This window comes from Williamsia muralis, assembly GCF_051487485.1.
In the GTDB taxonomy this organism is placed as follows: Bacteria; Actinomycetota; Actinomycetes; order Mycobacteriales; family Mycobacteriaceae; genus Williamsia; species Williamsia muralis_B.
On the sequence record NZ_JAHVCV010000009.1, the window covers coordinates 64,487 to 87,060 of the forward strand.

Annotated in this window: 24 protein-coding genes; 9 read left to right on the forward strand and 15 right to left on the reverse strand. The window is 64.1% G+C overall.

Going from position 1 to position 22,574, the window contains the following annotated elements; genetic code table 11:
- Positions 1–6: 6 nt before the first annotated feature.
- On the forward strand, positions 7–765 hold the full coding sequence (locus KXR83_RS22035) for an AIM24 family protein (RefSeq protein ID WP_030168954.1): 759 nt from the start codon (positions 7–9) through the stop codon (positions 763–765).
- A 132-nt stretch (positions 766–897) separates the two neighbouring features.
- Here the strand turns inward: KXR83_RS22035 and KXR83_RS22040 are convergent, their stop codons facing one another.
- From KXR83_RS22040 to KXR83_RS22070, 7 genes are all read right to left on the reverse strand, one after another.
- Positions 898–2,118, reverse strand: a complete 1,221-nt coding sequence (locus KXR83_RS22040) for an HNH endonuclease (protein WP_437426671.1) — start codon at positions 2,116–2,118, stop codon at positions 898–900.
- A 225-nt stretch (positions 2,119–2,343) separates the two neighbouring features.
- Complete coding sequence (locus tag KXR83_RS22045) at positions 2,344–3,195, reverse strand: acyl-CoA thioesterase domain-containing protein (protein WP_437426672.1); 852 nt, start codon at positions 3,193–3,195, stop codon at positions 2,344–2,346.
- 136 nt (positions 3,196–3,331) lie between these two features.
- Positions 3,332–3,697 (reverse strand): fluoride efflux transporter CrcB, encoded by a 366-nt coding sequence (gene crcB, locus KXR83_RS22050; protein WP_437426673.1) that lies wholly within the window; start codon positions 3,695–3,697, stop codon positions 3,332–3,334.
- Positions 3,694–4,176 (reverse strand): fluoride efflux transporter FluC, encoded by a 483-nt coding sequence (locus KXR83_RS22055; RefSeq protein WP_437426674.1) that lies wholly within the window; start codon positions 4,174–4,176, stop codon positions 3,694–3,696. The genes crcB and KXR83_RS22055 overlap by 4 nt, the downstream gene beginning before the upstream one ends.
- Positions 4,177–4,308: 132 nt before the next feature.
- Positions 4,309–4,782, reverse strand: coding sequence for a Dps family protein (locus tag KXR83_RS22060; protein WP_437426675.1), 474 nt, complete (start codon positions 4,780–4,782; stop codon positions 4,309–4,311).
- Positions 4,783–4,919: 137 nt separating this feature from the next.
- The gene (locus tag KXR83_RS22065; protein WP_437426676.1) at positions 4,920–6,374 is read right to left on the reverse strand and encodes a catalase; all 1,455 of its coding nucleotides are present in this window, start codon (positions 6,372–6,374) and stop codon (positions 4,920–4,922) included.
- A gap of 95 nt (positions 6,375–6,469) precedes the next feature.
- Complete coding sequence (locus tag KXR83_RS22070) at positions 6,470–6,949, reverse strand: Fur family transcriptional regulator (protein WP_437426677.1); 480 nt, start codon at positions 6,947–6,949, stop codon at positions 6,470–6,472.
- A gap of 175 nt (positions 6,950–7,124) precedes the next feature.
- On the opposite strand from KXR83_RS22070, the gene KXR83_RS22075 reads away from it, so the two are divergent.
- Positions 7,125–7,748, forward strand: coding sequence for a DUF2231 domain-containing protein (locus tag KXR83_RS22075; protein WP_437426678.1), 624 nt, complete (start codon positions 7,125–7,127; stop codon positions 7,746–7,748).
- A gap of 2 nt (positions 7,749–7,750) precedes the next feature.
- On the opposite strand, the gene KXR83_RS22080 is transcribed toward KXR83_RS22075, so the two are convergent.
- On the reverse strand, positions 7,751–8,380 hold the full coding sequence (locus tag KXR83_RS22080) for a TetR/AcrR family transcriptional regulator (protein ID WP_437426679.1): 630 nt from the start codon (positions 8,378–8,380) through the stop codon (positions 7,751–7,753).
- Positions 8,381–8,445: 65 nt separating this feature from the next.
- Here KXR83_RS22080 and KXR83_RS22085 point away from each other — a divergent pair, with 65 nt between their 5' ends.
- Both KXR83_RS22085 and KXR83_RS22090 read left to right on the forward strand, forming a co-directional pair.
- Complete coding sequence (locus tag KXR83_RS22085; RefSeq protein WP_437426782.1) at positions 8,446–9,012, forward strand: VOC family protein; 567 nt, start codon at positions 8,446–8,448, stop codon at positions 9,010–9,012.
- 36 nt (positions 9,013–9,048) lie between these two features.
- Positions 9,049–9,687: a carboxymuconolactone decarboxylase family protein gene (locus KXR83_RS22090; protein WP_437426680.1), complete on the forward strand. Its 639-nt coding sequence runs from the start codon at positions 9,049–9,051 to the stop codon at positions 9,685–9,687.
- 210 nt (positions 9,688–9,897) lie between these two features.
- Here the strand turns inward: KXR83_RS22090 and KXR83_RS22095 are convergent, their stop codons facing one another.
- Positions 9,898–11,298: a GntT/GntP/DsdX family permease gene (locus KXR83_RS22095; protein WP_437426681.1), complete on the reverse strand. Its 1,401-nt coding sequence runs from the start codon at positions 11,296–11,298 to the stop codon at positions 9,898–9,900.
- Positions 11,298–11,798: a gluconokinase gene (locus KXR83_RS22100; protein ID WP_437426682.1), complete on the reverse strand. Its 501-nt coding sequence runs from the start codon at positions 11,796–11,798 to the stop codon at positions 11,298–11,300. The genes KXR83_RS22095 and KXR83_RS22100 overlap by 1 nt, the downstream gene beginning before the upstream one ends.
- A gap of 123 nt (positions 11,799–11,921) precedes the next feature.
- Here KXR83_RS22100 and KXR83_RS22105 point away from each other — a divergent pair, with 123 nt between their 5' ends.
- A complete protein-coding gene (locus tag KXR83_RS22105; protein ID WP_437426683.1) occupies positions 11,922–12,632 on the forward strand; it encodes a FadR/GntR family transcriptional regulator in 711 nt (236 codons plus the stop codon).
- Here KXR83_RS22105 and KXR83_RS22110 read toward each other — a convergent pair.
- Entirely contained in the window at positions 12,629–13,360 is a 732-nt protein-coding gene (locus tag KXR83_RS22110; protein ID WP_437426684.1) for a hypothetical protein, read from the reverse strand. The genes KXR83_RS22105 and KXR83_RS22110 overlap by 4 nt on opposite strands.
- Before the next feature lie 104 nt (positions 13,361–13,464).
- Between KXR83_RS22110 and KXR83_RS22115 the strand changes: the two genes are divergently transcribed.
- Complete coding sequence (locus tag KXR83_RS22115; protein ID WP_437426685.1) at positions 13,465–14,082, forward strand: pyridoxamine 5'-phosphate oxidase family protein; 618 nt, start codon at positions 13,465–13,467, stop codon at positions 14,080–14,082.
- A 9-nt stretch (positions 14,083–14,091) separates the two neighbouring features.
- Here KXR83_RS22115 and KXR83_RS22120 read toward each other — a convergent pair whose 3' ends face one another.
- From KXR83_RS22120 to KXR83_RS22130, 3 genes are all read right to left on the reverse strand, one after another.
- Positions 14,092–15,504 (reverse strand): hypothetical protein, encoded by a 1,413-nt coding sequence (locus KXR83_RS22120; RefSeq protein WP_437426686.1) that lies wholly within the window; start codon positions 15,502–15,504, stop codon positions 14,092–14,094.
- 99 nt (positions 15,505–15,603) lie between these two features.
- Entirely contained in the window at positions 15,604–16,629 is a 1,026-nt protein-coding gene (locus KXR83_RS22125; protein WP_437426687.1) for an aspartate-semialdehyde dehydrogenase, read from the reverse strand.
- A gap of 2 nt (positions 16,630–16,631) precedes the next feature.
- Complete coding sequence (locus tag KXR83_RS22130) at positions 16,632–17,897, reverse strand: aspartate kinase (protein ID WP_023956524.1); 1,266 nt, start codon at positions 17,895–17,897, stop codon at positions 16,632–16,634.
- Positions 17,898–18,266: 369 nt separating this feature from the next.
- Here KXR83_RS22130 and KXR83_RS22135 point away from each other — a divergent pair, with 369 nt between their 5' ends.
- Entirely contained in the window at positions 18,267–19,430 is a 1,164-nt protein-coding gene (locus KXR83_RS22135; protein ID WP_437426783.1) for a hypothetical protein, read from the forward strand.
- Positions 19,431–19,438: 8 nt separating this feature from the next.
- Here the strand turns inward: KXR83_RS22135 and KXR83_RS22140 are convergent, their stop codons facing one another.
- A complete protein-coding gene (locus KXR83_RS22140; protein WP_437426688.1) occupies positions 19,439–20,164 on the reverse strand; it encodes a TetR/AcrR family transcriptional regulator in 726 nt (241 codons plus the stop codon).
- Positions 20,165–20,393: 229 nt separating this feature from the next.
- On the opposite strand from KXR83_RS22140, the gene KXR83_RS22145 reads away from it, so the two are divergent.
- Both KXR83_RS22145 and KXR83_RS22150 read left to right on the forward strand, forming a co-directional pair.
- Positions 20,394–21,914, forward strand: coding sequence for an MFS transporter (locus KXR83_RS22145; protein ID WP_437426689.1), 1,521 nt, complete (start codon positions 20,394–20,396; stop codon positions 21,912–21,914).
- 30 nt (positions 21,915–21,944) lie between these two features.
- Positions 21,945–22,517 (forward strand): nitroreductase family protein, encoded by a 573-nt coding sequence (locus KXR83_RS22150; protein WP_437426690.1) that lies wholly within the window; start codon positions 21,945–21,947, stop codon positions 22,515–22,517.
- Positions 22,518–22,574: the final 57 nt, after the last annotated feature.

The following is a 22,574-nucleotide window of genomic DNA, read 5'->3' on the forward strand; positions in this document are numbered from 1 at the left end:
AAAGCCATGAGCGACATCTTGAATCCGTCGATGCTGCAGGGTGACGACAACATTCCGGGCAACACGTACGCGTACTACATGCAGCTGACCAAGCCGTGGATCATGTCCAAGGGCGCCATGATCGCCTACTACGGACAGATGCAGTTCCAGGCTCTGGTGCAAGGCATGCAGACAGCGATGATGCAGTCGCTGGCCGGCACCATCAGCGCGCCGTTGTACATGGGCGACTACGTGATCGCCCAGGGCCAGGGAACGCTGATCATCGGTGACCGCGGCTTCGACATCAATTCGTACGACCTCGAAGACGGCAACCTCACGGTTCGTGCGGCCAACCTGTTGGCATTCGAGCCCGGGTTGCAGCTGAACCAGTCAATCGTCCCGGGCTACTTGACACTCATCGGCACCGGCAAGTTCCTGGCGTCCTCGAACGGGCCGGTCATGTTCGCCGAACCGCCGTTGAGGGTCGACCCCGAGGCGCTGGTCGGCTGGGCCGATTGCCCCTCCCCCAGTCACCACTATGACCAGGGGTGGATCACGGGCTACATGGCCGCCGGAGCCGCGATGATGGGCGCCGCCAGTGGCGAGGAACAGCAGTTCGACTTCACCGGCGCCGGAACGGTTCTCATCCAGTCGAGCGAGAAGGTGATCAACGACCACAACCTCGTTCGCCAGCTGGAGAGCCAGATCCCCGGGTTGTCGACCATGGGACTGCAACGCCTGCAGCAACGTATCCAGACCCAGATGGCGGGCCAGCAGCAGTACTGACGGCTCGCAATCACGCCTCATGCAGGCCCGGGGATCCGCGCAACATCCGCGCGGAGCTCACACTATGGAGTTGTCAAGGGTCTTGCGCGGTCTCGACCACATCGAGGGCGCGGAGGGCAGCTGCTGGTCGACTTATGCTGCGAGGGTGAGGGTTCGGCGGTTGTAGGCGGGTAGTGGTTGTCGGGTGGGGTCGATGTCGGCGGGCGGGATGAGCCAGGGGTGTCCGTCGGTGCCCATGACGATGTCCCAGTCGGTGTGGTGCACGGCGCGGTGGCAGGTGCGGCAGAGGAGGCACCCATTCGCGAGGGTGGTGGGTCCTCCGTTAGCCCAGTGCACGATGTGATGGCAGTCTGACCAGGTCGCCGGTGCCCCGCATTTGATGCAGCAGGTATCTCGGATCAGGATCGCTTTACGCACCGGCCCGGCAAACAGGCGTTTGGGTGGGCTCAAATCGATCGGCACCTGCTGCCCGTCCAGGGTGATCGAGGTGATCACCGCATCACACGCAGCTGCTGCCGCGGTTGCTTCGGTGACCGGCCCCATCCACCGCAACACCGCCCGATCGGGATGATCAGCCGGAACCGCCACCGCCACTTCCGTTCTCGGCGCCGACACAAATCCCTGCCCACCGCCACCGCCACCGCAGTCGAGGAGTTGGTGCAGGGCATCAGCGCGTCGTTGCGTCGGTGTGCGAGCATCGGCGCTCCCGTCCGGTTCGGGACGGGGTCTGGACCACACATCGAGCACGGACATCATCTTCTCCCCGGTCACCGCATCCACATCAAACCTGCCCGACAACCGGCCATCACTGGTGACGACGTAGTCCAGGCTGTTCAACGAGGCGTGCTCAGCGGCCGGCACCCCACCGGACACCTCCGCAACCTCGTTACCCATTGCCCGGGCGATCTGGCCGATCTCGGCGGGTGGTGCACCAGAGATCGCATGCGCCAGGAGTTTTCGTTCGACCTCAGATCGGACGTCCTCACTCATCACACCCACCATCCGGCCGCGAACATGGCTGATACCCCGAACAACTGCGTCGACGGGCTCGGCGGAGAGGAACCCGTCCCGAAAGTATCCGGCTGTACGATCCAACCCCACCAAACCGGTCCCGATTCGTAGCCATCGTGCCGCCGCTGCTGGGGCGGCGCCGTTGGCCTGCAACACCTTCGACGTTGTCGACCCCAGAGATTTGGCCACACCAAGGCGGTCGATGATCGCCGCACCGGCCGCCAACCGCGCCTCAACAGCATTACGCAGCGTGATCAGGTCTTTCACCACCGCCACCACCCCGGTCGGATCATCAGGAAACCCCGCACCGATGACCTCATCAACCAGATCAACAACAGCCATCACCACACCCCCTCCAAGACAACAACATTGAGCACATCAACATTGGGCAGCCGATCACAATGGTGGCGTAATCACACGTATCTCAGAGTCAGGTCTAACGGACGATCAGCGTGCTATCAGTCTAGCCAATCGAACACACATTCGATAGTCATCTGTTCAGATGAACCGGTCGAGTCATGTCGGTGGCATAACGCTCCTAACAGGACCGTCCGCAGCTGTCGTCATCTACTCGACGGCGTCGAAAGAAGCCCGGTGAGAACTGTCGGCTTCCTGCCAATCATCCGGTCCGCTCGACGCATCGAGACTGCCGGCCGAATGAGCAATCGCGCCCACCATGCTCATTCCGAATGCACCTTGACAGTCCCACATGGTGGCCGCGCCCGCGGCAATGCCATCTGCAGACAGATGGTTGTCGGCTTCGATCCCCACGACGTTCCCGATCGGCATACGGGCCAGCAAGATGGTCGCATCGTGGTTGATGAATCCGACACCCCGATCACCCCAGCTCGTAAGCGTATTCGTCAGCTCGCCGAGCATGGCTGCGCGAATTAGCGGCGTGTTCTCCACGTCGTCAAACAAGGAGGGCTGGTCGAACCAGAGCCGTTTCCGACTGGCATTCTGATGCTCCGGCATCGGCACACTCCACCCATCAGGGTGTTCGTCACTGCCCCACAAAATGCCAGGTTGCGGCAACGCTTCTGCGATCCGCTCGTCCAGGGACATGGAGGGACTGACCGGACGCCACCGGGCACCCACTGGCTCCCGGGTCGGAGTGACCGACACCATCGAAGCCCGCGCCACTGTTCGGTTCCCTTGGTAAACGTGGATATCGACGATTCGAATGCTGCGCCCTTCGCGTACCACCGCGCCCCGGGTTTGAATCGGAGCGAACTCTGGTTGCCGGAAGATGTCCATGGTGAATCTCGCAGGTCGATAACTGCCTGCACCGCAGTCTTTCTCGAGCGCATGCGCGATCAGCCCGGCCAACGCCGAGCCGTTGATCGAGTTCGGTGCCCACTGACTCTGGGCGAATGGCAAGGGATGAAAACCCTCGTCGCCATGCTCGAAATACCCCACTGTCCATTCCCCCTCAGGATTGACTCGACCCGTTTCCCGGCCCCTGAGAACGACACTAGAACGTGTTCTAGTTTTGTCAAGGGAGCGAGAACCGCGCGGCGCACCACGAGACCCGTCCTACGTCCGGGATCTGGACTCACACCAGATAAACGAGCCAGAGCCCCAGCGCGCACGCACCCACCGAAAGCGCTAGCGGGGCAACCGCATTGCAAAGGGCCAGCCCGTGGCGCCCCTGTTGAACGAGGCGCACCGTCTCGACACTGGCCGTACTGAATGTTGTGTATCCGCCACAGAATCCGGTCCCGACAATGGTCTGCCAGGCGCTTGGCTGGCCGTGGAACAACGCCACTCCGGCCACCAGCCCGATCAGCAAGGAGCCCGATATGTTGATGAACACTGTCCCCCACGGGAACACTGAGGGACGGCGACGTTTGACCTCCGAGTCGACCAGAAAACGGGTCACCGCTCCGGCTGCGCCGGCCAACATCACCAGAACGATCATCGGCGAGGCGCCGATCGACTCACGCGTGCCTTTGTGGCAATAGCGATGCCCGCCCAGGCCATCACCACACCAAGGATCACAGAGGTTGCCAGATAGGCCACGGCGACAACAACATCGCCATCCCGGCCGAGCAGAGAAGCCTCGAGAGCAAAGGCACTGTAGGTGGTGAAAGACCCGCAGAATCCGGTACCGAAGAACAGGCGCAAACGCTGTCGGCCCCCGGTGTCATCCCCCATCCTGGCCAGCGCTTCCAAGGCAATTCCCAGTGCAAAAGCGCCGGCGAGATTGATCAGGAAGGTGGCCCACGGCCACTGCGGGGGGTGAAACGGGTAGGCGTCCTCAATCAGGTAGCGAGCACCGGTGCCCAGCAGGCCTCCCGCGAAGACCATCGCGAGCGAGGCCGCACGCAGGTGCAACGGTCGTGCAGCCCCGATGTCGGGATCCCCGGGCAGTTCGGGGTGGGAATCGGGCCGCGTCACCAGGTGAATGTACTTCGATACGGCGCCGACCGCATACGGCATGCGAAAGCCCCCACGGCCGAGGGGGCTGTGCCGTGGGGGCTCTCTTCTACGAGCGCGTCTGAGACGCGCTGGACTTGCCGGCCGATCTGGTCAGGCGACCTGCGCCTGCCACATCCAGTGCAGCTGCTCGAGCCGCGCTGCAAAGCTGATCAGGAGGTCTTGGGTGACCGGATCAGCTTCTTCGGTGGCCTTGATTCGCGTCCGCAGACCGTCGACCACGGTCTTGATGTTCGCGACGATCGCATCGACAACGTCGGAGTCCTTGGTCCAGCCTTCGCCGAATCCCTTGGTGCCCGCGGTCTTTGCAACGGTCTCGGACCGGCCGTCCGGGCTGACGCCGATGGCCGTTGCCCGCTCGGCGGCGGCGTCGGTGAAGTCGCGAGCGGCGGTGACCAGCTCGTCGAGCTCGAGATGCACCGACCGGAACTGCTTGCCGACAACGTTCCAGTGAGCCTGCTTGGCGATCAGCGACAGGTCGATCAGGTCAACCAAGGTCTCCTGCAGCGCCTTTCCGGCGATCGACTGCTGGTCGTCGTTCAGAGTGCTTGTGATGGGGTTGCTCATTGCACTTTCCTCTCTGTTGAAGTAATTGGTGCGGCCGGTATCCGGCAACACCATCTTGACCGATGGCGACGTGGTCCGTCACGGCCGGTCAGACATGTGAGCGCTGAGGTCAGCCTTGCCTGAGTGCATGTCCAACTTCAGATTCCGCCTCGAACACCTTCCTCGACCTTCTTGCCGAGTTCGGGATCGACGTTCTTCCAGTAGTCGAAAACGCGTGAAAGTACAGGCTCACGCACTCCATCCGAGACGTGTCCGACGATGTTGCTCACCAGACGGTCGCGCTCGTCGTCGTTCAGGACCTCGCGGTAGAGAATGCCCGCTTGAGTGAAGTCGCCGTCTTCCTCGTGCTCGATGTACCCGGCCCGCACCGCCTGGCCATCGAAGGCCCACAGGCCTTCGTCACCAGCTGCTGCAGGATCGGCGTGTGGACCGTCGAACGAGTTCGGTGCGTACACAGGAACCTGTGGCCCGCTGAAGTTGTACGCCATCGCACCCTCTTTCGAGTATGTGTTGACCTCTGCGGCCTTGGCCGAGTTCACCGGCAGCTGAGCGTAATTGGCGCCGATCCGGTAGCGGTGCGCGTCCGCATAGCTGAAGACCCGGCCCAGCAACATCTTGTCGGGCGAGAAGCCGATGCCCGGAACGACATTCGACGGCTCGAATGACGACAATTCGATCTCGGAGAAGAAGTTCTCCGGATTGCGATTGAGTGTCCACTTGCCCACCTCGATCAGCGGATAGTCCTTCTGCGACCACACCTTTGTCAGATCGAAGGGGTTGAACCGATATCCCTCCGCCTCGGCCACCGGCATCACCTGGACCTTGAGGGTCCAACTGGGGAAGTTCCCCTTCTCGATGGACTCGTACAGATCCTTACGGTGGTGGTCAGGGTCGGTGCCTGCGAGGGTGTCGGCCTCTGCCTGCGTGAGGAACTCGATGCCCTGATCGGTCTTGAAGTGGTACTTCACCCAGAAGCGCTCGCCCGCAGCATTCACCCACTGGTAGGTGTGCGAGCCGAATCCGTCCATGTGGCGCCACGTCTTCGGAATACCACGATCACCCATCAGCCATGTCACCTGATGCGCCGACTCCGGCCGCAGTGTCCAGAAGTCCCACTGCATGTTGTGGTCACGCAGGCCCGAGCCGGGCAGTCGCTTCTGGCTACGGATGAAATCCGGGAACTTGATCGGGTCCTTGATGAAGAAGACCGGGGTGTTGTTGCCGACGAGGTCGTAGTTCCCGTCCTCGGTGTAGAACTTCACGGCAAATCCGCGCGGGTCGCGCCAGGTGTCCGGGCTGCCCTGTTCGCCTGCGACAGTGGAGAATCGGACAAGCGACTCGGTGGTCTTGCCCGGCTGAAGGAACTTCGCCTTCGTGTAGCGGGAGACGTCGCCGGTGATTCGTAGCTCACCGAACGCTCCGCCACCTTTTGCGTGCACCACTCGCTCGGGAACGCGCTCGCGGTTGAACTGAGCGAGCTTCTCGATCAGGTAGTGATCGTGAAGCAGGATGGGTCCCTGCGTGCCGGCAGTGAGCGACTCGTTGTCACTCGATACCGGTATGCCCTGGTTGGTGGTTGTACGTGGGATCATCTGTTGCCTCCTGATACCCGCATCGGGAGCTGCCGATGCGGCCTGAAACGTTGTATTGCAGTCTTTTTCGTGACATTGAGCCCGTTGGCTCGCCGTCAGGTCACGGCCACCCGCGGAAGTCCGGTGATCGCAGGGCCATCAGTGGAATCGACCCGGCAGTCGGGGCACAGGCCCCAGTAGGTCACCTCGGCCTCGTCGATCACGAAGCCGTGTTTGTCGCTCGGTTCGAGACACGGGGCCTCACCCACCGCGCAGTCGACATCATGAATCGCTCCACATTGGCGGCAGACGAGATGATGGTGATTGTCACCGATCCGGTTCTCGTACCTGACGGACGAGCCCGCTGGTTCGATGTGCCGCAGTAGACCGCGTTCGGAGCAGACGCGAAGAACGTCGTACACCGTCTGGGTCGACACGCCGCCGAGTTGTTCGCGGACGCGAGCGGCGACGAAGTCCGCAGTGGAGTGAGGATGCCGCTCCAGCACCTCGAGGACCGCCACCCGTGGCGCGGTCACCCGAAGGCCCACTGCACGCAACTGCTCTCGCGTGTCCGGGGTTGGTTGCTGCGAACTCATGTCTCCGACCGTACGCCCTTTTCTGGAATCAGTCCAGATCTAATCTGGAATTAATCCAATCTGGTGGACAGCGCGACGAGTGCGCGACGAGATGATCAGGCCCGCACGGATCAGTAAGGCGGTACCACCCGGCACCGACGTGATTGAAGCGACAGAAATCGGGAATCCCCTGCACGTGACCACACCACCGAACGACCCCAGCGCGACACTTCCGGCGGAGACACACGACGGATCAGACCCGGACGCCATCACGTCGCTGACGGATGTGGTCCGGCCCGACGGCCCCCGCCCGGTCGCCCACGCCCTCGCCTCCGTCGAAGAACTCTCCGCGGTCGACGCGCCGGCGGGTCAACTCGCCGACCTGGTGAACAGCGCAATCCCGACCGCGGTCCTCGATGTTCTGCGTGGCCGGTGGCTCGGACATCCCCTCCATCCCGTACTGGTCACAGTGCCCATCGGCGCCTGGATGGCAGTGCCGGTACTGGACCTCACCGGCCAGCGCATCGCTGCTCAGCGGCTGGTCGCGTTCGGCATCGCCGCGGCAATCCCCGCTTCGATCACAGGTCTTGCCGAGTACACAACGCTCGACACGGCCCAGCGCCGTGTCGCAGTTGTGCACATGGCCGCGAACACCGTCAGCCTTGGTTGCCTGGCGCGATCCTGGTGGCACCGCCACAACGGGTTCGCGTTGCGCGGTGGAGGTTGGTCGCTCGCAGGCCTGGCGTTCAGTGGTGTTGCCGGCGCTCTCGGTGGCCATCTGTCCTACTCCCAGAGCGCCGGTGTGCTCCGCGAACGCTGACCTCAGGGGCGGTTCAGACCGAGGGCACCCAGGCACATCTGGTCGAGCGTGTCGAGGAGGGCCTTCTCGTCGGCGTCCTCCCCCTGCACAAGCCACAGATAGAGCGTGTGGTCCACCATCGCGGCCAGCGATCGGGCCGCCAGTTCCGGATCGAGCGTGGCCGACACCTCACCGTCGTCTTGCCACCGGGCGATTGCGCGGGCGCTGCGTTCGATGAGTTCGCGGCGATGCTCATGGCGCAGGCGTCGGAAGTCGGTGTTGAAGGTCGCGACCTGTTCGACGATCGCCATCAGTTTCGCGTTTCGCCGATAGGCCTGGTAATACGCATGATTGGACTTGATGAGTCGCTGCGCCGGTGAGGCGTTGTCTTCCACGCCGTTCCGGCGGTGGGTGTCCTCGAACAGTCGGGTGCTCAGTTCCCAGAACACGGCGTCTTTCGACTCGAAGTACCGATAGAAGGTGCCGTAGGAAACGTTCGCCGCCTGGGCGATGTGCTCAACCCTGGTGTCGAGAAACCCGACATCCTCGAACACCCCGCGAGCGGCGTCGAGCAACGCGTCCCGCGTCTTCCGGCCGCGAGGGGTCAAACTCTCGACCACCGGCAGCGCGGTCTTGACAGGTTGCGTGATCACGGTCACACTCTGTCCAAACATGACCTGACTGTCAAGTCATGTTTCGACACATCGGGGAGATGAACATGGGCGCAGCGAACGCCAAATACGAACTGGGCGGCATCAACCACTTGGCCTTGGTGTGCTCGGACATGAAGCGGACGATCGACTTCTACTCGGGCACCCTCGGCATGCCTCTGATCAAGACCATCGAGCTACCGGCCGATCTGGGTCAGCACTTCTTCTTCGACTGCGGCAACGGAAACACCATCGCGTTCTTCTGGCTGGCGGACTCGCCTGACGCCGCACCGGGCATCGCTGCGCCGAAGGGCCTCCCCGACGAGGGCGAGCTCGCCAGCGCGGTCGGCTCGATGAACCACGTGGCCTTTGCGGTGCCGCCCGAGAAGTTCGACGAATACTATGACCGGTTCACGTCCGAGGGCATCAAGGTCAGCCAGGTGCTGAACCACGATGACAGCGCTTTCGGGGTGTCACGCCACGTTCATCCCGGCACATTCGTGCGGTCGTTCTACTTCCAGGACCCGGACGGGGTACTGCTCGAGTTCGCCTGCTGGACTCGCGAATTCACCGATGCCGACGTCGCTCACGAGCCGAAGACCGCTGCCGACCGACGTGTTGCGACCTCTCCATAACCAGAGTCGCAACACCATCGACGAGAGGAACTCGTAGTGCCACGTCTTCGCCAAGTGCCCCGCGCCGAGGTCACCGACGACAAGATCCTGTTCTTCTACGACAGGCTCTTCGGCCCCGACAAAGACCCGGCCGTCGACGGGGGCACCGTTCACGGCACCCCGGGCGACTGGTGGACCGTCTTTGCGCAGTCACCCAACGTATTCGACCATGCAGTAAGGGGATTCGCTCTCTACCGCAACGCGACGCTCGACCCCATGCTGCGTGAACTCGGCCAGTGCCGGGCCGGTTATGCGCGGGGCAGCCAATTCGTCTTCTCCCAGCACTCCAAACAGATGCGGTCGCTGGGGATGCCCGAAGAGAAGATCGCCGCCATCGCGCACTGGCAGATCGCCGACTGCTACACAGAACTGGAACGGGCCGTACTCGCCTATACCGATGGTCTGGTGTTCGACGGTGGTCGGGTGCCCGACGCGGTCGTCGACATCCTCAAGGCCGAGCTCAGCGATCCCGAGATTCTCGAACTGACCTACATCACATGCCTTTACGACATGCATGCCACCATCTGTCGCGCCCTGCGCCTCGAGTTCGACGACCGCGAGGAGCCGGTCGTCGAGGTCGAGGTCCCCGCAGGCACCGGTGCTCGTGATCTGTCTGCGGACCTGTCCGGAGAGTGACGCCGGCATTACTTCCCGCGTCGCAGACCTGAGCCCCACTGCACACAGGTCAGCCCAATAAGTCACATCCGGCCGCCCGAGCACAGAAAGTGTGCAACGAGGCACCGCGTGAATGTTCCACCAAGCGAGGTGCCCCACGCAGAAACCGCCCACGCGCAGAGTCACCTTCCAAGGTGAATCGCGGGTGGGCGGTTTCTGTGATGTCTTGCCTCAGATCACCAGGCCCAGAAGCAGTACAACGATCAGGCCGGACACCGACAACACGGTCTCCATGATCGACCACGTCTTGATCGTCTGGCCGACGCTCATGCCGAAGTACTCCTTCACCAGCCAGAAGCCGGCGTCGTTGACGTGTGAGAAGAAGACCGAGCCGGCACCGATGGCCAGGACCACCAGCGACAGTTCGCCGCTGCTCAGCCCGTCGACAAGGCCCAGGATGAGCGAGGACGCAGTGATCGTGGCAATCGTGGCCGACCCTGTCGCCAGCCGGATCAGGGCGGCGAGCACCCAGGCGAGCAACAGCACGGAGATGTTCGCTTCTTTGGCCCAATCGGCGAGCAACGTGCCGATCCCGCTGTCGACGAGAACCTGCTTGAAGCCACCGCCCGCAGCGACGATGAGCAAGATGCCGGCGATCGCGGGCAACGCGGCACCGGTCGTCTTGGAGATGGTGTCGCGGTCCATCCCCGACCCACGGCCGAGGGTGAACATCGCGACCACCACTGCGATCAGCAAGGCGATGATCGGCGTTCCGAGCACATCGAGAACCTGCCGCACGATCTGGTCGTCGTCGCTGATGAAGATCTCGGCAATGGCCTTGCCCAGCATCAACACAACCGGCAGCAGGACGCTGAAGATCGTGATGCCGAACGACGGGCGCTTGGTCTTGACAAGCGTGTCTTCGGGATCGGCGTCGAAGGTGGTGGGAACCGGCAGCACCACCCAGCGGCCCGCGAGCTTTCCGAACAGAGGTCCGGCCACGATGATGGTCGGCACCGCAACCGCGACACCGAGCGCCAGCGTCGTTCCGAGGTCAGCACCGAGCACGTCGATGGCGACCAGCGGTCCCGGATGGGGCGGCACGAAGCCGTGCATCGCCGAAAGACCTGCGAGAGCGGGGATCCCGACGGTGATCAGCGACAGGCCCGACCGGCGTGCCACCAGGTAGATGACCGGCATCAACAGCACCAGGCCGATCTCGAAGAACATCGGCAGACCGATGATCGCGCCGACGAGGGCCATCGCCCACGGCAGCATGCGGGGGGAAGCGTGCCCGACGATGGTGTCGACGATCTCATCGGCGCCACCGGAGTCCGCGAGGAGCTTTGCGAACATCGAACCGAGCGCGATCAGGATCCCGACTCCGGCCGCGGTGCTGCCGAATCCGTCGGTGAACGACTCCAGTACGTCCGGAACCGGCTCGCCGGCAACGATTCCCACGGTGAGCCCGCCGGCCACGAGCGCCAGGAACGGGTGCACCTTGGCGATGGTGATCAACACGACGATGACGGCGATGCCGACGAGCGCAGCGAGGATCAACTGCCACCCGGCGGCGACCGGCTCGGGTAGTTCGGTGTCTGCCGCCAGCAGCACCGCCGATGGTGAGCTCATCAGTTCTCCTTGTGTTCTGTCCGGGTGATGTAGGACTCGACGATGTCGTCGATCGACTGATCGATGTCGATGACAATTCCTCGCTCATCGTCGGCGAGTGGTTCGAGAGTGTGGAACTGCGACGACAAGAGTGACGGCGGCATGAAATGCCCCGGCCGGCTTGCCTGACGTTTCGCGATCACTTCAGGCGTGCCGTCGAGGTGGACAAAACACACCTCGGGACAATGCCGCCGGAGCTGGTCGCGGTACTTGTGCTTGAGCGCCGAACAACTCATCACGCCGCCGTCGGCATGATCGGCCAGCCACTGGCCGATCACCTCCAGCCACGGGTGACGATCGTTGTCGTCGAGCGGCTGTCCACTGGACATCTTGGCGATGTTGGCCGGCGGGTGGAAATCATCTGCATCAGCGAATGGCACCCGGAGGCGCTGCGCCAGCGCGGCTCCGACGGTGGATTTGCCGGACCCCGACACCCCCATGACGACCAGCGGTGCTCGCATTGTTGACTCCTCGCTCTTGTGCTGCCGGTCACAAATATTGCCGCAATGATCATACTATTGCAAGCGCCTGAGCACTTAAAGCATTCTTTTGAAGGGACTTGGCAGCAATGAGAAGATAAATCGGTGGCAACAGAGGCGAGTGTGGGTGAACTTCATGGCAGCGTTCTCACCGGCGTGGGCACGCAGATCGTCTCCGGGCATCACCAGGAGGGCGAGGTTCTCACTCTCGACAGCATCGGCGTCCAGTACGGGGTGTCGCGTACCGTCGCCCGCGAAGCAATCCGGGTCTTGGAATCGATGGGCCTCGTGGCCTCACGCCGACGCGTCGGGATCACCATTCAGCCCCGCAGCCACTGGCATGTCTTCGACCCACGGCTGATCCGTTGGCGACTCGACGCCGGAGAGCGAACCGACTTCCTTCTGACCCTGTCAGAGCTGCGGCGCGGGTTCGAACCCGTCGCCGCGGCCCTCGCTGCAGAACGCGCGGACGAGCATCAGTGCCGCATCCTCGCTGCCGCGGTCTCGGACATGGTCATGCACGGCCGGTCGGGCGACCTCGACCAATATCTGTTGGCGGACAAGGTCTTCCATCGCACCCTGCTCGAGGCGAGCGGGAACGAGATGTTCCGCGCGCTGAGCGATGTGGTCGGTGAGGTGCTCGCCGGTCGTACACATCACGGCATGATGCCGACCAACCCCAACCCGGCTGCCATCGACCTCCACGACGCGGTCGCCCGGGCAATCCGCCTGCGCAACCCTGTGGAAGCGGAGCGGGCCATGCGCGAGATCATCATCGAAGCCGCAGACGCTGTCCGCGAACCCGAGCAGGACTAGCGGTTACCCGGCCGCATGATCTGGGTCGGTTTCATCCTCATCGAGGGCGGCAGCCATCGGTTGACGCCGCGCCGCAGAGTGAACAGCGCAGACAACAACAGCAACGTGAACTGCAGCCACCCCATGAACTTGATGACGCCGGAGATCGACGGGTAGTCGAAGAGAAGATCGATACCCATCGGGATGCACAGCAACATCACCAGTACAGCGGTCACGTAGACGTTCCTGGCACCCCGGCTGCGGTGCCGAGACGTCGCCACCAGCAGCGGATACTGCACGGCGAGCAGAACAAGCGTTGCGACGAGCATCGCCGGTGGGAAGAAGCTCGACAACGAGTCGATGCGGTCCACAGGCGCCGCCGCACCGGGATCACGGGCGACATCGGCCTGGAGGCGCTCGTTGAGCAGATCGCTGATGGACCCCGCGTTCACGAACCCGTAGACCACGCTGACCAGCGCAGCAGCGGCACCACCCAGCCACAGCAACCAGGCGTGGTACAGCGCGGCCGGAGGGGGTGCCGGCTCATCGAGCACCGCGTGGTCTTTGTCCTTGGACTGTCGCCCCGCCTCGATCGCCGCCAGATCCATCGCGTCGAGTTCGGCCAATGACGGCATGCCGGAGAGGTCGGACGGCACTTCTACCGGGCCGTCGGGGCCGATACTCGATTTCTCGAGGTCGGGGCCATCGCGGTCCGAGTCCTTCGGCTGCTTGTCTGGGTCCTGCGTCACACCGTCGATTGTCCCACTACTCCACCTGCGCCCTGACCAGAGTGCGCACCTTTCGTCTTTCCATCAGGTTGCCGTCCGACGCCGTCCGCGACAACGATGGTCAGATGAGCACACGTGTCGAGGTCTCCAGCGTCGAAGAACTGCGCGCCCTGGTCGGCGAACCAATCGATCGCGTCGCGAAGAAGGTGCGCCCCGAACTCCTGCCGGTGCATCTCGAGTGGTTGGCGCGGTCGCCCTTCGCCTTCGTCGCCACCACCGACGCCGACGGTCGCGTGGATGTCTCGCCGAAAGGCGATCCCCCTGGCTTTGTGCACGTCATCGATTCGCGAACGATCGCCATACCCGAGCGGCCGGGGAACAGGCGCGTCGACGGCTACCTGAACGTGCTGTCCAACCCACACGTCGGCACCAACTTCCTGGTCCCCGGCAGGGGTGACACCCTGAGGATCAACGGAACCGCGACTGTTCTGCGGGACGCGGACTACTTTGACGCACTGGCGATTCGCGGCCGACGGCCCATCCTCGCCCTCGAGGTCGCCGTCGAGGAGGTGTTCTTCCATTGCGCAAAAGCATTCATGCGCGCCGACCTCTGGCGTCCGGAAACATGGAAACCAGACGTGTTGCCCAGCCCCGCAGAGATCGCGCATGTGCTGAACAAAGGGTCGAATCTCGAAGAGCTGCAGAAGTATTACGGGGAGAGCTACGGCAAGAAGCTGTACTGACCCAGCTCCTCACGAGCTGATCTTCAACATCCGGCCCACCGTCGCCTGCCACATCGATCCGTCGGCACCGATGGTCCCGGTCAATTGCAAGGGTTCGTCGACGGGCGCTGCTCCGACCTGGGTGAAGGCTCGTCGCGTGCCCGTCGCGAAATCGACGGCCACGAAGTAGACCGGTCCGATCTGCTGAATCCCGTTGCCCGCGAGGGCTTCTGTCGAGGTCGCGTAGGCCAGCGCATAGATGAGGCCGTCGGATCGCGACAATTTCGGCAGGGTCGCCATGCGATCGTTGGTTTCCCAGACGCGACGGCATCCGGCGTCGGTGACGTCGATGCGGGTCATCCCTCCGGCGAACGTCGCGGCCGGTGGGTCACTGGGCCCGGACGTCGCGAACGGCGGGTAGCCGAACCCGTACGTGCTGGGGATGACAAGCGAATTGCCCCACGCCATCGGCGAATTCTCGGTGCCTTGGCCGGAGGTGCCGAAGGCGGGCGTTGCGCACACCACCGTTCCGTTGTCGCTGCGGTGGACGATCAGATTGGGCCGCTCGGCGTCGTCGACGATTGCCACGTACTCGTCGTCCACCCCGAAATATGTTGGCGTGGTGCCCGATCCAGGAGCCAGCTGCCCTGGTTTCCGGACACTGCCCGCGGTGTAGGTCTGCCGCCAGACGGTGGCGGGCGTGCCGGTGTCGTCGGCGTGCATCTCGTAAAGGGCACGATCGGTGAGGACAGAAGCACCCGCCCGCCGAACACTCAAACCGTTCGTGAGCCTCTCGCCCGGCGGCAGGTGCATCGAAGCGATGTGGCCGTCAGGGGAGATCGTGCCGACCAGTCCACCGGTGGTCGCGAACCAGATGCGCTGTTGATAGTCGGGCGCCAATCCGGTGATGGCATCTCCGGCGGGAATGTGAGCGCTCACGTCGATTCGCTCGGCGACATACAGGTTCCATTGCCCCGCAGCGGTTTTGCGATGCGCGATCTTGAGCACTGAACCCGATCCGTCAGCCATCACCACGCGGTCGCGGCTGTCGAGATATCCATAGACGCCGCCCAGGAGACCCCCTTTGGTGAGCTGGATGGACGCGACCGGCTGGGCGGTGACCGGGTCGAAGAGTTGCACTGTGGGCACCGCGACGCCTGGCGGATCGACACCCACGTATCCGGTGCACAGCGCCACGGGCATGCCATCGCTACCAATGAAGGTCGCCGCACATGCTCCACCGGGCAACGACGACGCGACCAAGCGCCCGGCCACTCCAGGGCCGGGATGGGGCGTGGTGTCCGTCGACGCCAAGTCCCCGTGGATCAACGACGTCCCCGGCGGCCCGACATCGGGAATACCCGGTGTGGCCTGGGCAGGCCCGGCGTTGAGTCCTATGACCAGCGTCGTGAGCAGAACCGCGAGTGTCCGGACGCGCAACATCCACATATGAAACCACGGCCACCCGGCCTCATCCTCCGACTCCAGTCAGAAACTCCGGTTGCAACCGGAGGAAGTGCTCGGAACCGGAGGATCTACCGACTAGACAAGCAGTTCGGCGATCTGAATCGTGTTGAGGGCAGCACCCTTACGGAGGTTGTCACCGGAGACGAACAGCGCCAGGCCGCGTCCCTCGGGTGCACCCGGATCCTGCCGGATACGGCCGACCAGCGAGTTGTCCTTGCCTGCAGCAGCCAGAGGGGTGGGCACATCGGTCAACGTGACGCCCGCGGCGTCAGCCAAGATCTTGGTGGCCTCTTCGACCGACAACGGGTTCGCGAACTCGGCGTTGATCGACAACGAGTGACCGGTGAAGACGGGAACCCGCACACACGTACCGCTCACCAACAGGTCGGGCAGGCCGAGGATCTTGCGGGACTCGTTGCGCAGCTTCTGGTCTTCGTCGGTCTCACCCGAACCGTCGTCGACAAGCGAACCGGCCAGCGGGAGCACGTTGAAGGCAATGGGCGCAACATATTTGACGGGATCGGGCAGCGACACCGCCGATCCGTCATGCACCAGCTTCTCCGCGTCATCGATGCCTGCCCGCAACTGGGTGGCGAGCTCTTCGACGCCGGCGAGACCACTACCGGAGACCGCCTGGTACGACGAAATGATCAGACGCTGCAGCCCGGCCGCGTCATGCAGCGGCTTGAGCACCGGCATCGCAGCCATCGTGGTGCAGTTCGGATTGGCGATGATGCCCTTGGTCGGGTTTTTCGCCTGCTCACCGTTGACCTCTGAGACAACCAGCGGCACATCGGGATCCTTGCGCCAGGCCGACGAGTTGTCGATCACGGTGACACCGGCGGCGGCGAACCGCGGCGCCTGCTCACGAGACATGGTCGCGCCGGCGGAGAACAGCGCGATGTCGAGGCCGGTGGGATCTGCGGTCGACGCGTCCTCGACCTCGATCTCGCCACCACGCCACGGCAGCTTCTTGCCCGCCGATCGTGACGACGCGAAGAAGCGGATCTCGTCGGCCGGAAAATTGCGCTCTTCCAACAGCTTTCGCATGACGGCGCCGACCTGGCCGGTCGCGCCGACGACTCCTACACGTACACCCATTGCTATCGCCCCGTTCCGGCGTAGACGGTGGCCTCTTCCTCGCCACCGAGATCAAATGCGTCATGCAGTACGCGCACAGCCTTGTCGAGCTCGGTGTCGCGGCACAGCACCGAGATCCGGATCTCCGACGTGGAGATCAGCTCGATGTTGACGCCGGCTTCCGAGAGAGCCTCACAGAATGTGGCCGTGACGCCGGGATGCGACTTCATGCCCGCACCGACCAGCGACACCTTGCCGATGTGATCGTCGTAGAGGATCGAGCTGAAGCCGATTTCTTCCTTCAGCGTGGACAACTTCTCGACGGCGATCGGACCGAGTTCCTTGGGGCACGTGAAGGTGATGTCGGTCTTGCCCGTCTCGACCTTGGAGACGTTCTGCAGCACCATGTCGATGTTGATCTCGGCATCGGCAACTGCACGGAAGACCTTGGCGGCGTAGCCCGGCTTGTCGTCCAGGCCGACAACCGTCACCTTGGCTTCGCTGCGGTCGTGGGCAACGCCGGTGAGGATGGCTTCTTCCACGGGAATGTCCTCCATCGATCCGGACACCATGGTGCCGGGTTTGGTTGAGTACGACGAGCGCACATGAACGGGAACGTTGTAACGGCGGGCATATTCCACGCAGCGCAGCATGAGCACCTTCGCGCCACATGCAGCCATCTCGAGCATCTCTTCGAACGAGACCGTCGCCAGATGGCGGGCGTTCGGGACGATGCGCGGATCAGCGGTGTAGATGCCGTCGACGTCGGTGTAGATCTCGCAGACATCGGCGTTGAGGGCCGCGGCGAGTGCCACGGCGGTGGTGTCGGACCCGCCACGCCCCAGCGTGGTGACGTCCTTGGTGTCCTGCGAGACACCCTGGAAGCCCGCGACGAGAACGATCTTGCCCTCGTCGAGCGCCGACCGGACGCGGCCGGGCGTGACGTCGATGATCTTGGCCTTGCCATGGCTGCTGGTGGTGATCACACCCGCCTGCGAACCGGTGAACGACTGGGCTTCCGCGCCGAGGGAGCTGATGGCCATCGCGACCAGCGCGTTGGAGATGCGCTCACCCGAGGTGAGCAGCATGTCCATCTCGCGAGGCGGCGGCGCCGGGCAGACCTGCTCGGCGAGGTCGAGCAGCTCGTCGGTGGTGTCGCCCATCGCCGACACCACGACCACCACGTCGTTGCCCGCCTTACGGGTCGCAACGATGCGTTCGGCCACTCTGCGGATCCGTTCGGCGTCGCCAACCGAGGAGCCGCCGTACTTCTGCACGACCAGAGCCACCGAGTTTCCCTTCTCTAGCTGCTGCGAACCTTCAAAATCAATGAGCGGGCAACAGTGCAAGACTGCCTCCCGCCTCGTGCAAGGATAGCCACCCGCAACTCCCCCACGTGCAAGCGTGTCGCTGCACCGTCGAGCCCGGAGACCGCCGCCCACCCGGGGCTCGGGCGGACACGCGGCAATTGCTTTAGCGTGCTTCGGAACTGGCGGATCGGCCGTGCAGCCGACAGCGTCCGCCCCGAGCGAGCGTTCGGCACTAGGATCGCTCAGGTGCTGACCCGAGCAAGATTCGAATCCGTCAGCGACCTCCTGTATCGACGGCGTGACTGGGTCGAGCCGATCGCCGCCTTCCTCCTGATCCGTCTGGTCGGCATGCTCGTGCTGGAGCGGTTCACCCAGCTGCGCGGCAGCAGTCTCGGCGCGGCGCTCTCGGCGTGGGACGGCAAATGGATGCTTGCCATCGCCGAGCACGGGTACGGGGGCGTGCCGCTGACCCAGACCGACGCGCAGGGTATGCGCGACTCCGACACGCCATACGCGTTCTTCCCCGGCTATCCGCTACTCGCCGGGGCGGTGGACAAGGTGCCCGGCTTCAGTCCACTGGGTGCGGCCCTCACCGTGAACGTGGTGCTCGGATGCCTGGCCGCGGTGGGCGTCGCCCGGATCGGAACGCTCTGCGCCACACAGATGCAGAACCGTGAACACAAGCCCCGGCTCGTGCCCACACGCTTCACCGCTTGGTTTGCCGAGGACATCCAGAGGGCCGACGACGGCCAGGTGGTGCGCGTCGAGGCCGATCCCCGTCGGGCTGGGCTGCTGCTCGCCGTTCTGTTCGCCGCAGCGCCGATGGGCATCGTCTTGTCGATGGCCTACACCGAGGCACTGTTCTGCGCACTTGCGGCGTGGGCGCTGATCGGCGTGCTGGAGCGACGATGGTTGCTGGCCGGGATCTGCACGATGCTGGCCGGACTGAGCCGTCCGACCGCGGTGGTCCTCATCGTCGTCGTCGTGGTGGCAGCGGCCCTGCGATTCCGCGACGGACCGAGAGCGTGGGCGGCCATCGTGCTCAGTCCACTGGGGTACCTGGGGTACCTGGCGGTGGTCTGGCACAAGACTGGCGAACCCCTCGGCTGGTTCAAGATCCAAACCGAGGGCTGGGACACGCGGGTGGACTACGGCCAGGCCGCCTACGAGTTCATCAACTACGCGCTTGTGAACTCCGGCGAGATCGCGCCGGTGGCCACGGCCTGGATCATGCTGATCACCATCGCCCTGGCGTTGTTGAGTTTCGCCGAGCGCGTGCCGTGGCCGGTGGCGGTGTACGGAGCTCTGGTGGTCGTATCCATCGGTGCCTCGAGCGGTCTGATGATGAGCCGCCCTCGACTGTTGCTCCCGGCGTTCGTCTTGCTGATCCCGATCGCGATCGGTCTGGCCAAACGTCGCGGGTCCACACAGATCCTGGTCTCGCTGGCGGTTGTCGCCTTCAGCTCATGGTTCGGCGCACACATGTTGACGGTCTATCCGCACGCCATGTGACCAGCCCGTCAGTGTCCGTCACGCAATCTGGCCGCCCTCAATTCGAACCCGTCGCACAGCGCGGCGACGCCCTGGGTGAGTAGATGACGGGGGTCGGTGAGTTCTGAATGATGCGTGCCGACCAGTGCTGCGAGATGGGGTGGCGGGTCGCTTTCGGGATTGCCTGCCAGAAGATGGGCCAGTCCACTCTGGCCTTGGTCTTCATCGGCGGCCCGGTCGAGCAGTAGTCGTTCGGCGACGGTGCTGAGCACCGTGCCCGCGATCAGGTTCCACAGGGTCAGCGCCATCTCGGTGGCGACCGCGGGAGTGACCTCGAGATCAAGGAAGGCGTCGACGAGCCAGTCGAGACAGTTCAGGCTCTGCGGGCCCATGCTGGTCCGCGGAGATGCAAAGGCCAGCAGTACCCAGGGGTGGCGCTGATACAGGGTCCAGTCGACCTCGGCCGCGATCCACGCCCGCTCACGCCACGTCGCATCGTCTGCGGGCGGGTACGGGAAGCGGATGCCGATCTCATTCGACATCTCGCGCAACAGCGCATCCTTGTCGGCGATGTGCCGGTACAGCGACATCGTGCCGACGCCGAGCCGATCGGCGATCTTTCGCATGGTGAGGGCGTTGAACCCGTCGGCATCCGCGAGTTCGATCGCGGCATTGACCACCGCGCCGCGGGTCAGTTTCGCGGACTCGGGTGCCGGGTCGAGGCCGCCGCTCACTGCGCCTTCCTGTGCTCTCATCACATCTCTCCTTCGCCGCGTTCATTGTCCGTGTTCACGGCCGGGACGGTGAACAAAGGCCGAACGATGGAATAAACGCTTTGCGTACAACGTACTCTTATGCGTACGTTGTACTCAGGTTGATCGAGCCGCCACGAGCGGACGATCGCCGTACGAACACATATAGCGCCCTCAACGCGGCCAACGCCGGCGTCCGCTCGTGTGTTCGCAGCGTGATTGGAGCACCCCCGTGAGCATCATCGACAAACAGACCGATCCGCGATCCGACGCGAGCACCAGCCGCCCGGACCGCCGGACCTGGCTGGGACTGGCAGTACTGACGCTGCCGGTCTTTCTGGTGTCCATGGACTTCTCCGTCTTGTACCTGGCGATCCCCACCCTGAGCGCCGAACTCGCCCCCTCTGCCACGCAGCAATTGTGGATCGTCGACATCTACGGATTCCTCATCGCCGGCCTGTTGATCACGATGGGCAATCTCGGTGACCGGTTCGGTCGACGCAAGCTGCTGCTCGTCGGTGCCAGCCTCTTCGGCGTCGCTTCGGCGATCGCAGCATTCGCCCCCGACGCGAGCTCGCTCATCGCTGCTCGCGCCATCATGGGCATCGGTGGCGCAACCCTCCTGCCCTCGAGCCTGTCGCTGATCAGCAACATGTTCCCCGACCCCGTTGCCCGGGCGAAGGCCATCGGCATGTGGACGGCGGCGTTCGCAGGCGGATCGGCCATCGGCCCGGTGATCGGCGGCGCCCTTCTCCACCAGTTCTGGTGGGGCTCCGTCTTCTTGATCAATGTGCCCGTACTGCTGATCCTCTTGGTCTTCGGTCCCCGCCTGGTCCCGGAGTACCGCTCACCCAGCTCAGCCCCCTTCGACGTCCTCGGCGTGCTGCTGTCGCTGATCGGCATCCTCCCGCTCGTCTACGCCATCAAGCACGGCGCAGCCGAAGGGATCGACACCACCACAGCCGCCTTCGCCGCCATCGGCATTGTCGGGATGGCGTTGTTCGCCGCCCACGAGCGTCGAACAGAAAATCCCTTGATCGACCTCAAGCTCTTCAAGAGCCGCGGGTTCTCCGTTGCGATCGGCAGCGCGCTGACGGGCATGATGACCCTTGCCGCGTTGAGCTACCTCAGCGGCATCTACCTGCAGTCGGTCCTCGGACGCGACGTGCTCCAGGCCGCAGTGCTCGGTATCCCGATGGCGATTGCCGTGGCGATCTTCTCGATGAGCGCTTCCCGCATCGCCGCGATCATGTCGGTGCGCTGGGCGTTTGTCTTCTCGCTGCTGGCCGCTGCGATCGGCAACGCAGGCATGCTCGGTCTCGGCGTCGACCAAGGCGTCCTGGTCTACCTGATCAGCTCCACGCTGGCCGGTGTCGGCTACGGCGTGATCTTCTCGCTGGTTTCCGATGTGGCCGTGTCGTCGGTGCCTGCTCAGCGCAGTGGGTCGGCGGCCGGTCTGTCCGAGACCAGCTTCGAGTTGGGAACGGCATTCGGACTCGCCGTTCTCGGTTCGGTGGCGACGATGGTGTTCCGCCGGTCCGGCGAGGGCAGCGGGGTCGAGGACACCCTCTCGCAGACACTCACCCAGGCGCAGACCCTGGACCCGGGCGCCGGAAGTGCTCTCGCCGACGCCGCACGCAGCGCATTCGTCGACGGCTTGCACATCACGTCGCTGGTGAGCGTGGCACTCTTGGCGGTGGTGGCCGCAGTGGTGGCAATCGTTCTCCGCGAACGCCGGCCGGTCACCGACTAGTCCCCGCCCGGCCCCAAGGAGCTGCTGCCCGTGCACCCGCTACTCGCAGACCGATGGAGTGCACGCGGCTACGACGCCGACGCAACCATGTCCGACGAGCATCTGCAGTCGATCCTCGAGGCGGGCCGGTGGGCGCCCACGGGTGGCGGTCGCCAGCCGGTCCGCTTTGTCGTCGGCCGCCGCGGTGATCCGACATTCGCCGGGATCACCGAGGCACTCAAACGCGGGAACCAATCGTGGGCACCAGCCGCCGCAGCACTGATCGTCCTGTGTACCGACGACCTCCCCGACGACCCGAAAATGCACGACTACGCCACGCTCGACGTGGGGCTCGCCGCCGGGCAGATGATCGTCCAAGCCCAGGCCGACGGATGGAACGCACATCCCATGGGCGGGTTCCGCGCGCCAGACCTGGTGCAGCAGTTCGGCATTCCCCACTCGATTCGACCACTGCTGATCCTGGCCATCGGCCGACTCGCTGATCCCGCTGCGCTGCCCGCCGACATTCGAGAGCGTGATGGGCGCGAACGCACCCGCCTGCCGTTGCCGGAGATCGCGTTCGCCGAGACGTGGGGACGGCCATTGGTTCCGGAGAACCGGTGAACCACCTTTGGACTTCCGCGCCTTCGGGAGTACAGTCACAAAAATGCAGCGCGTGCT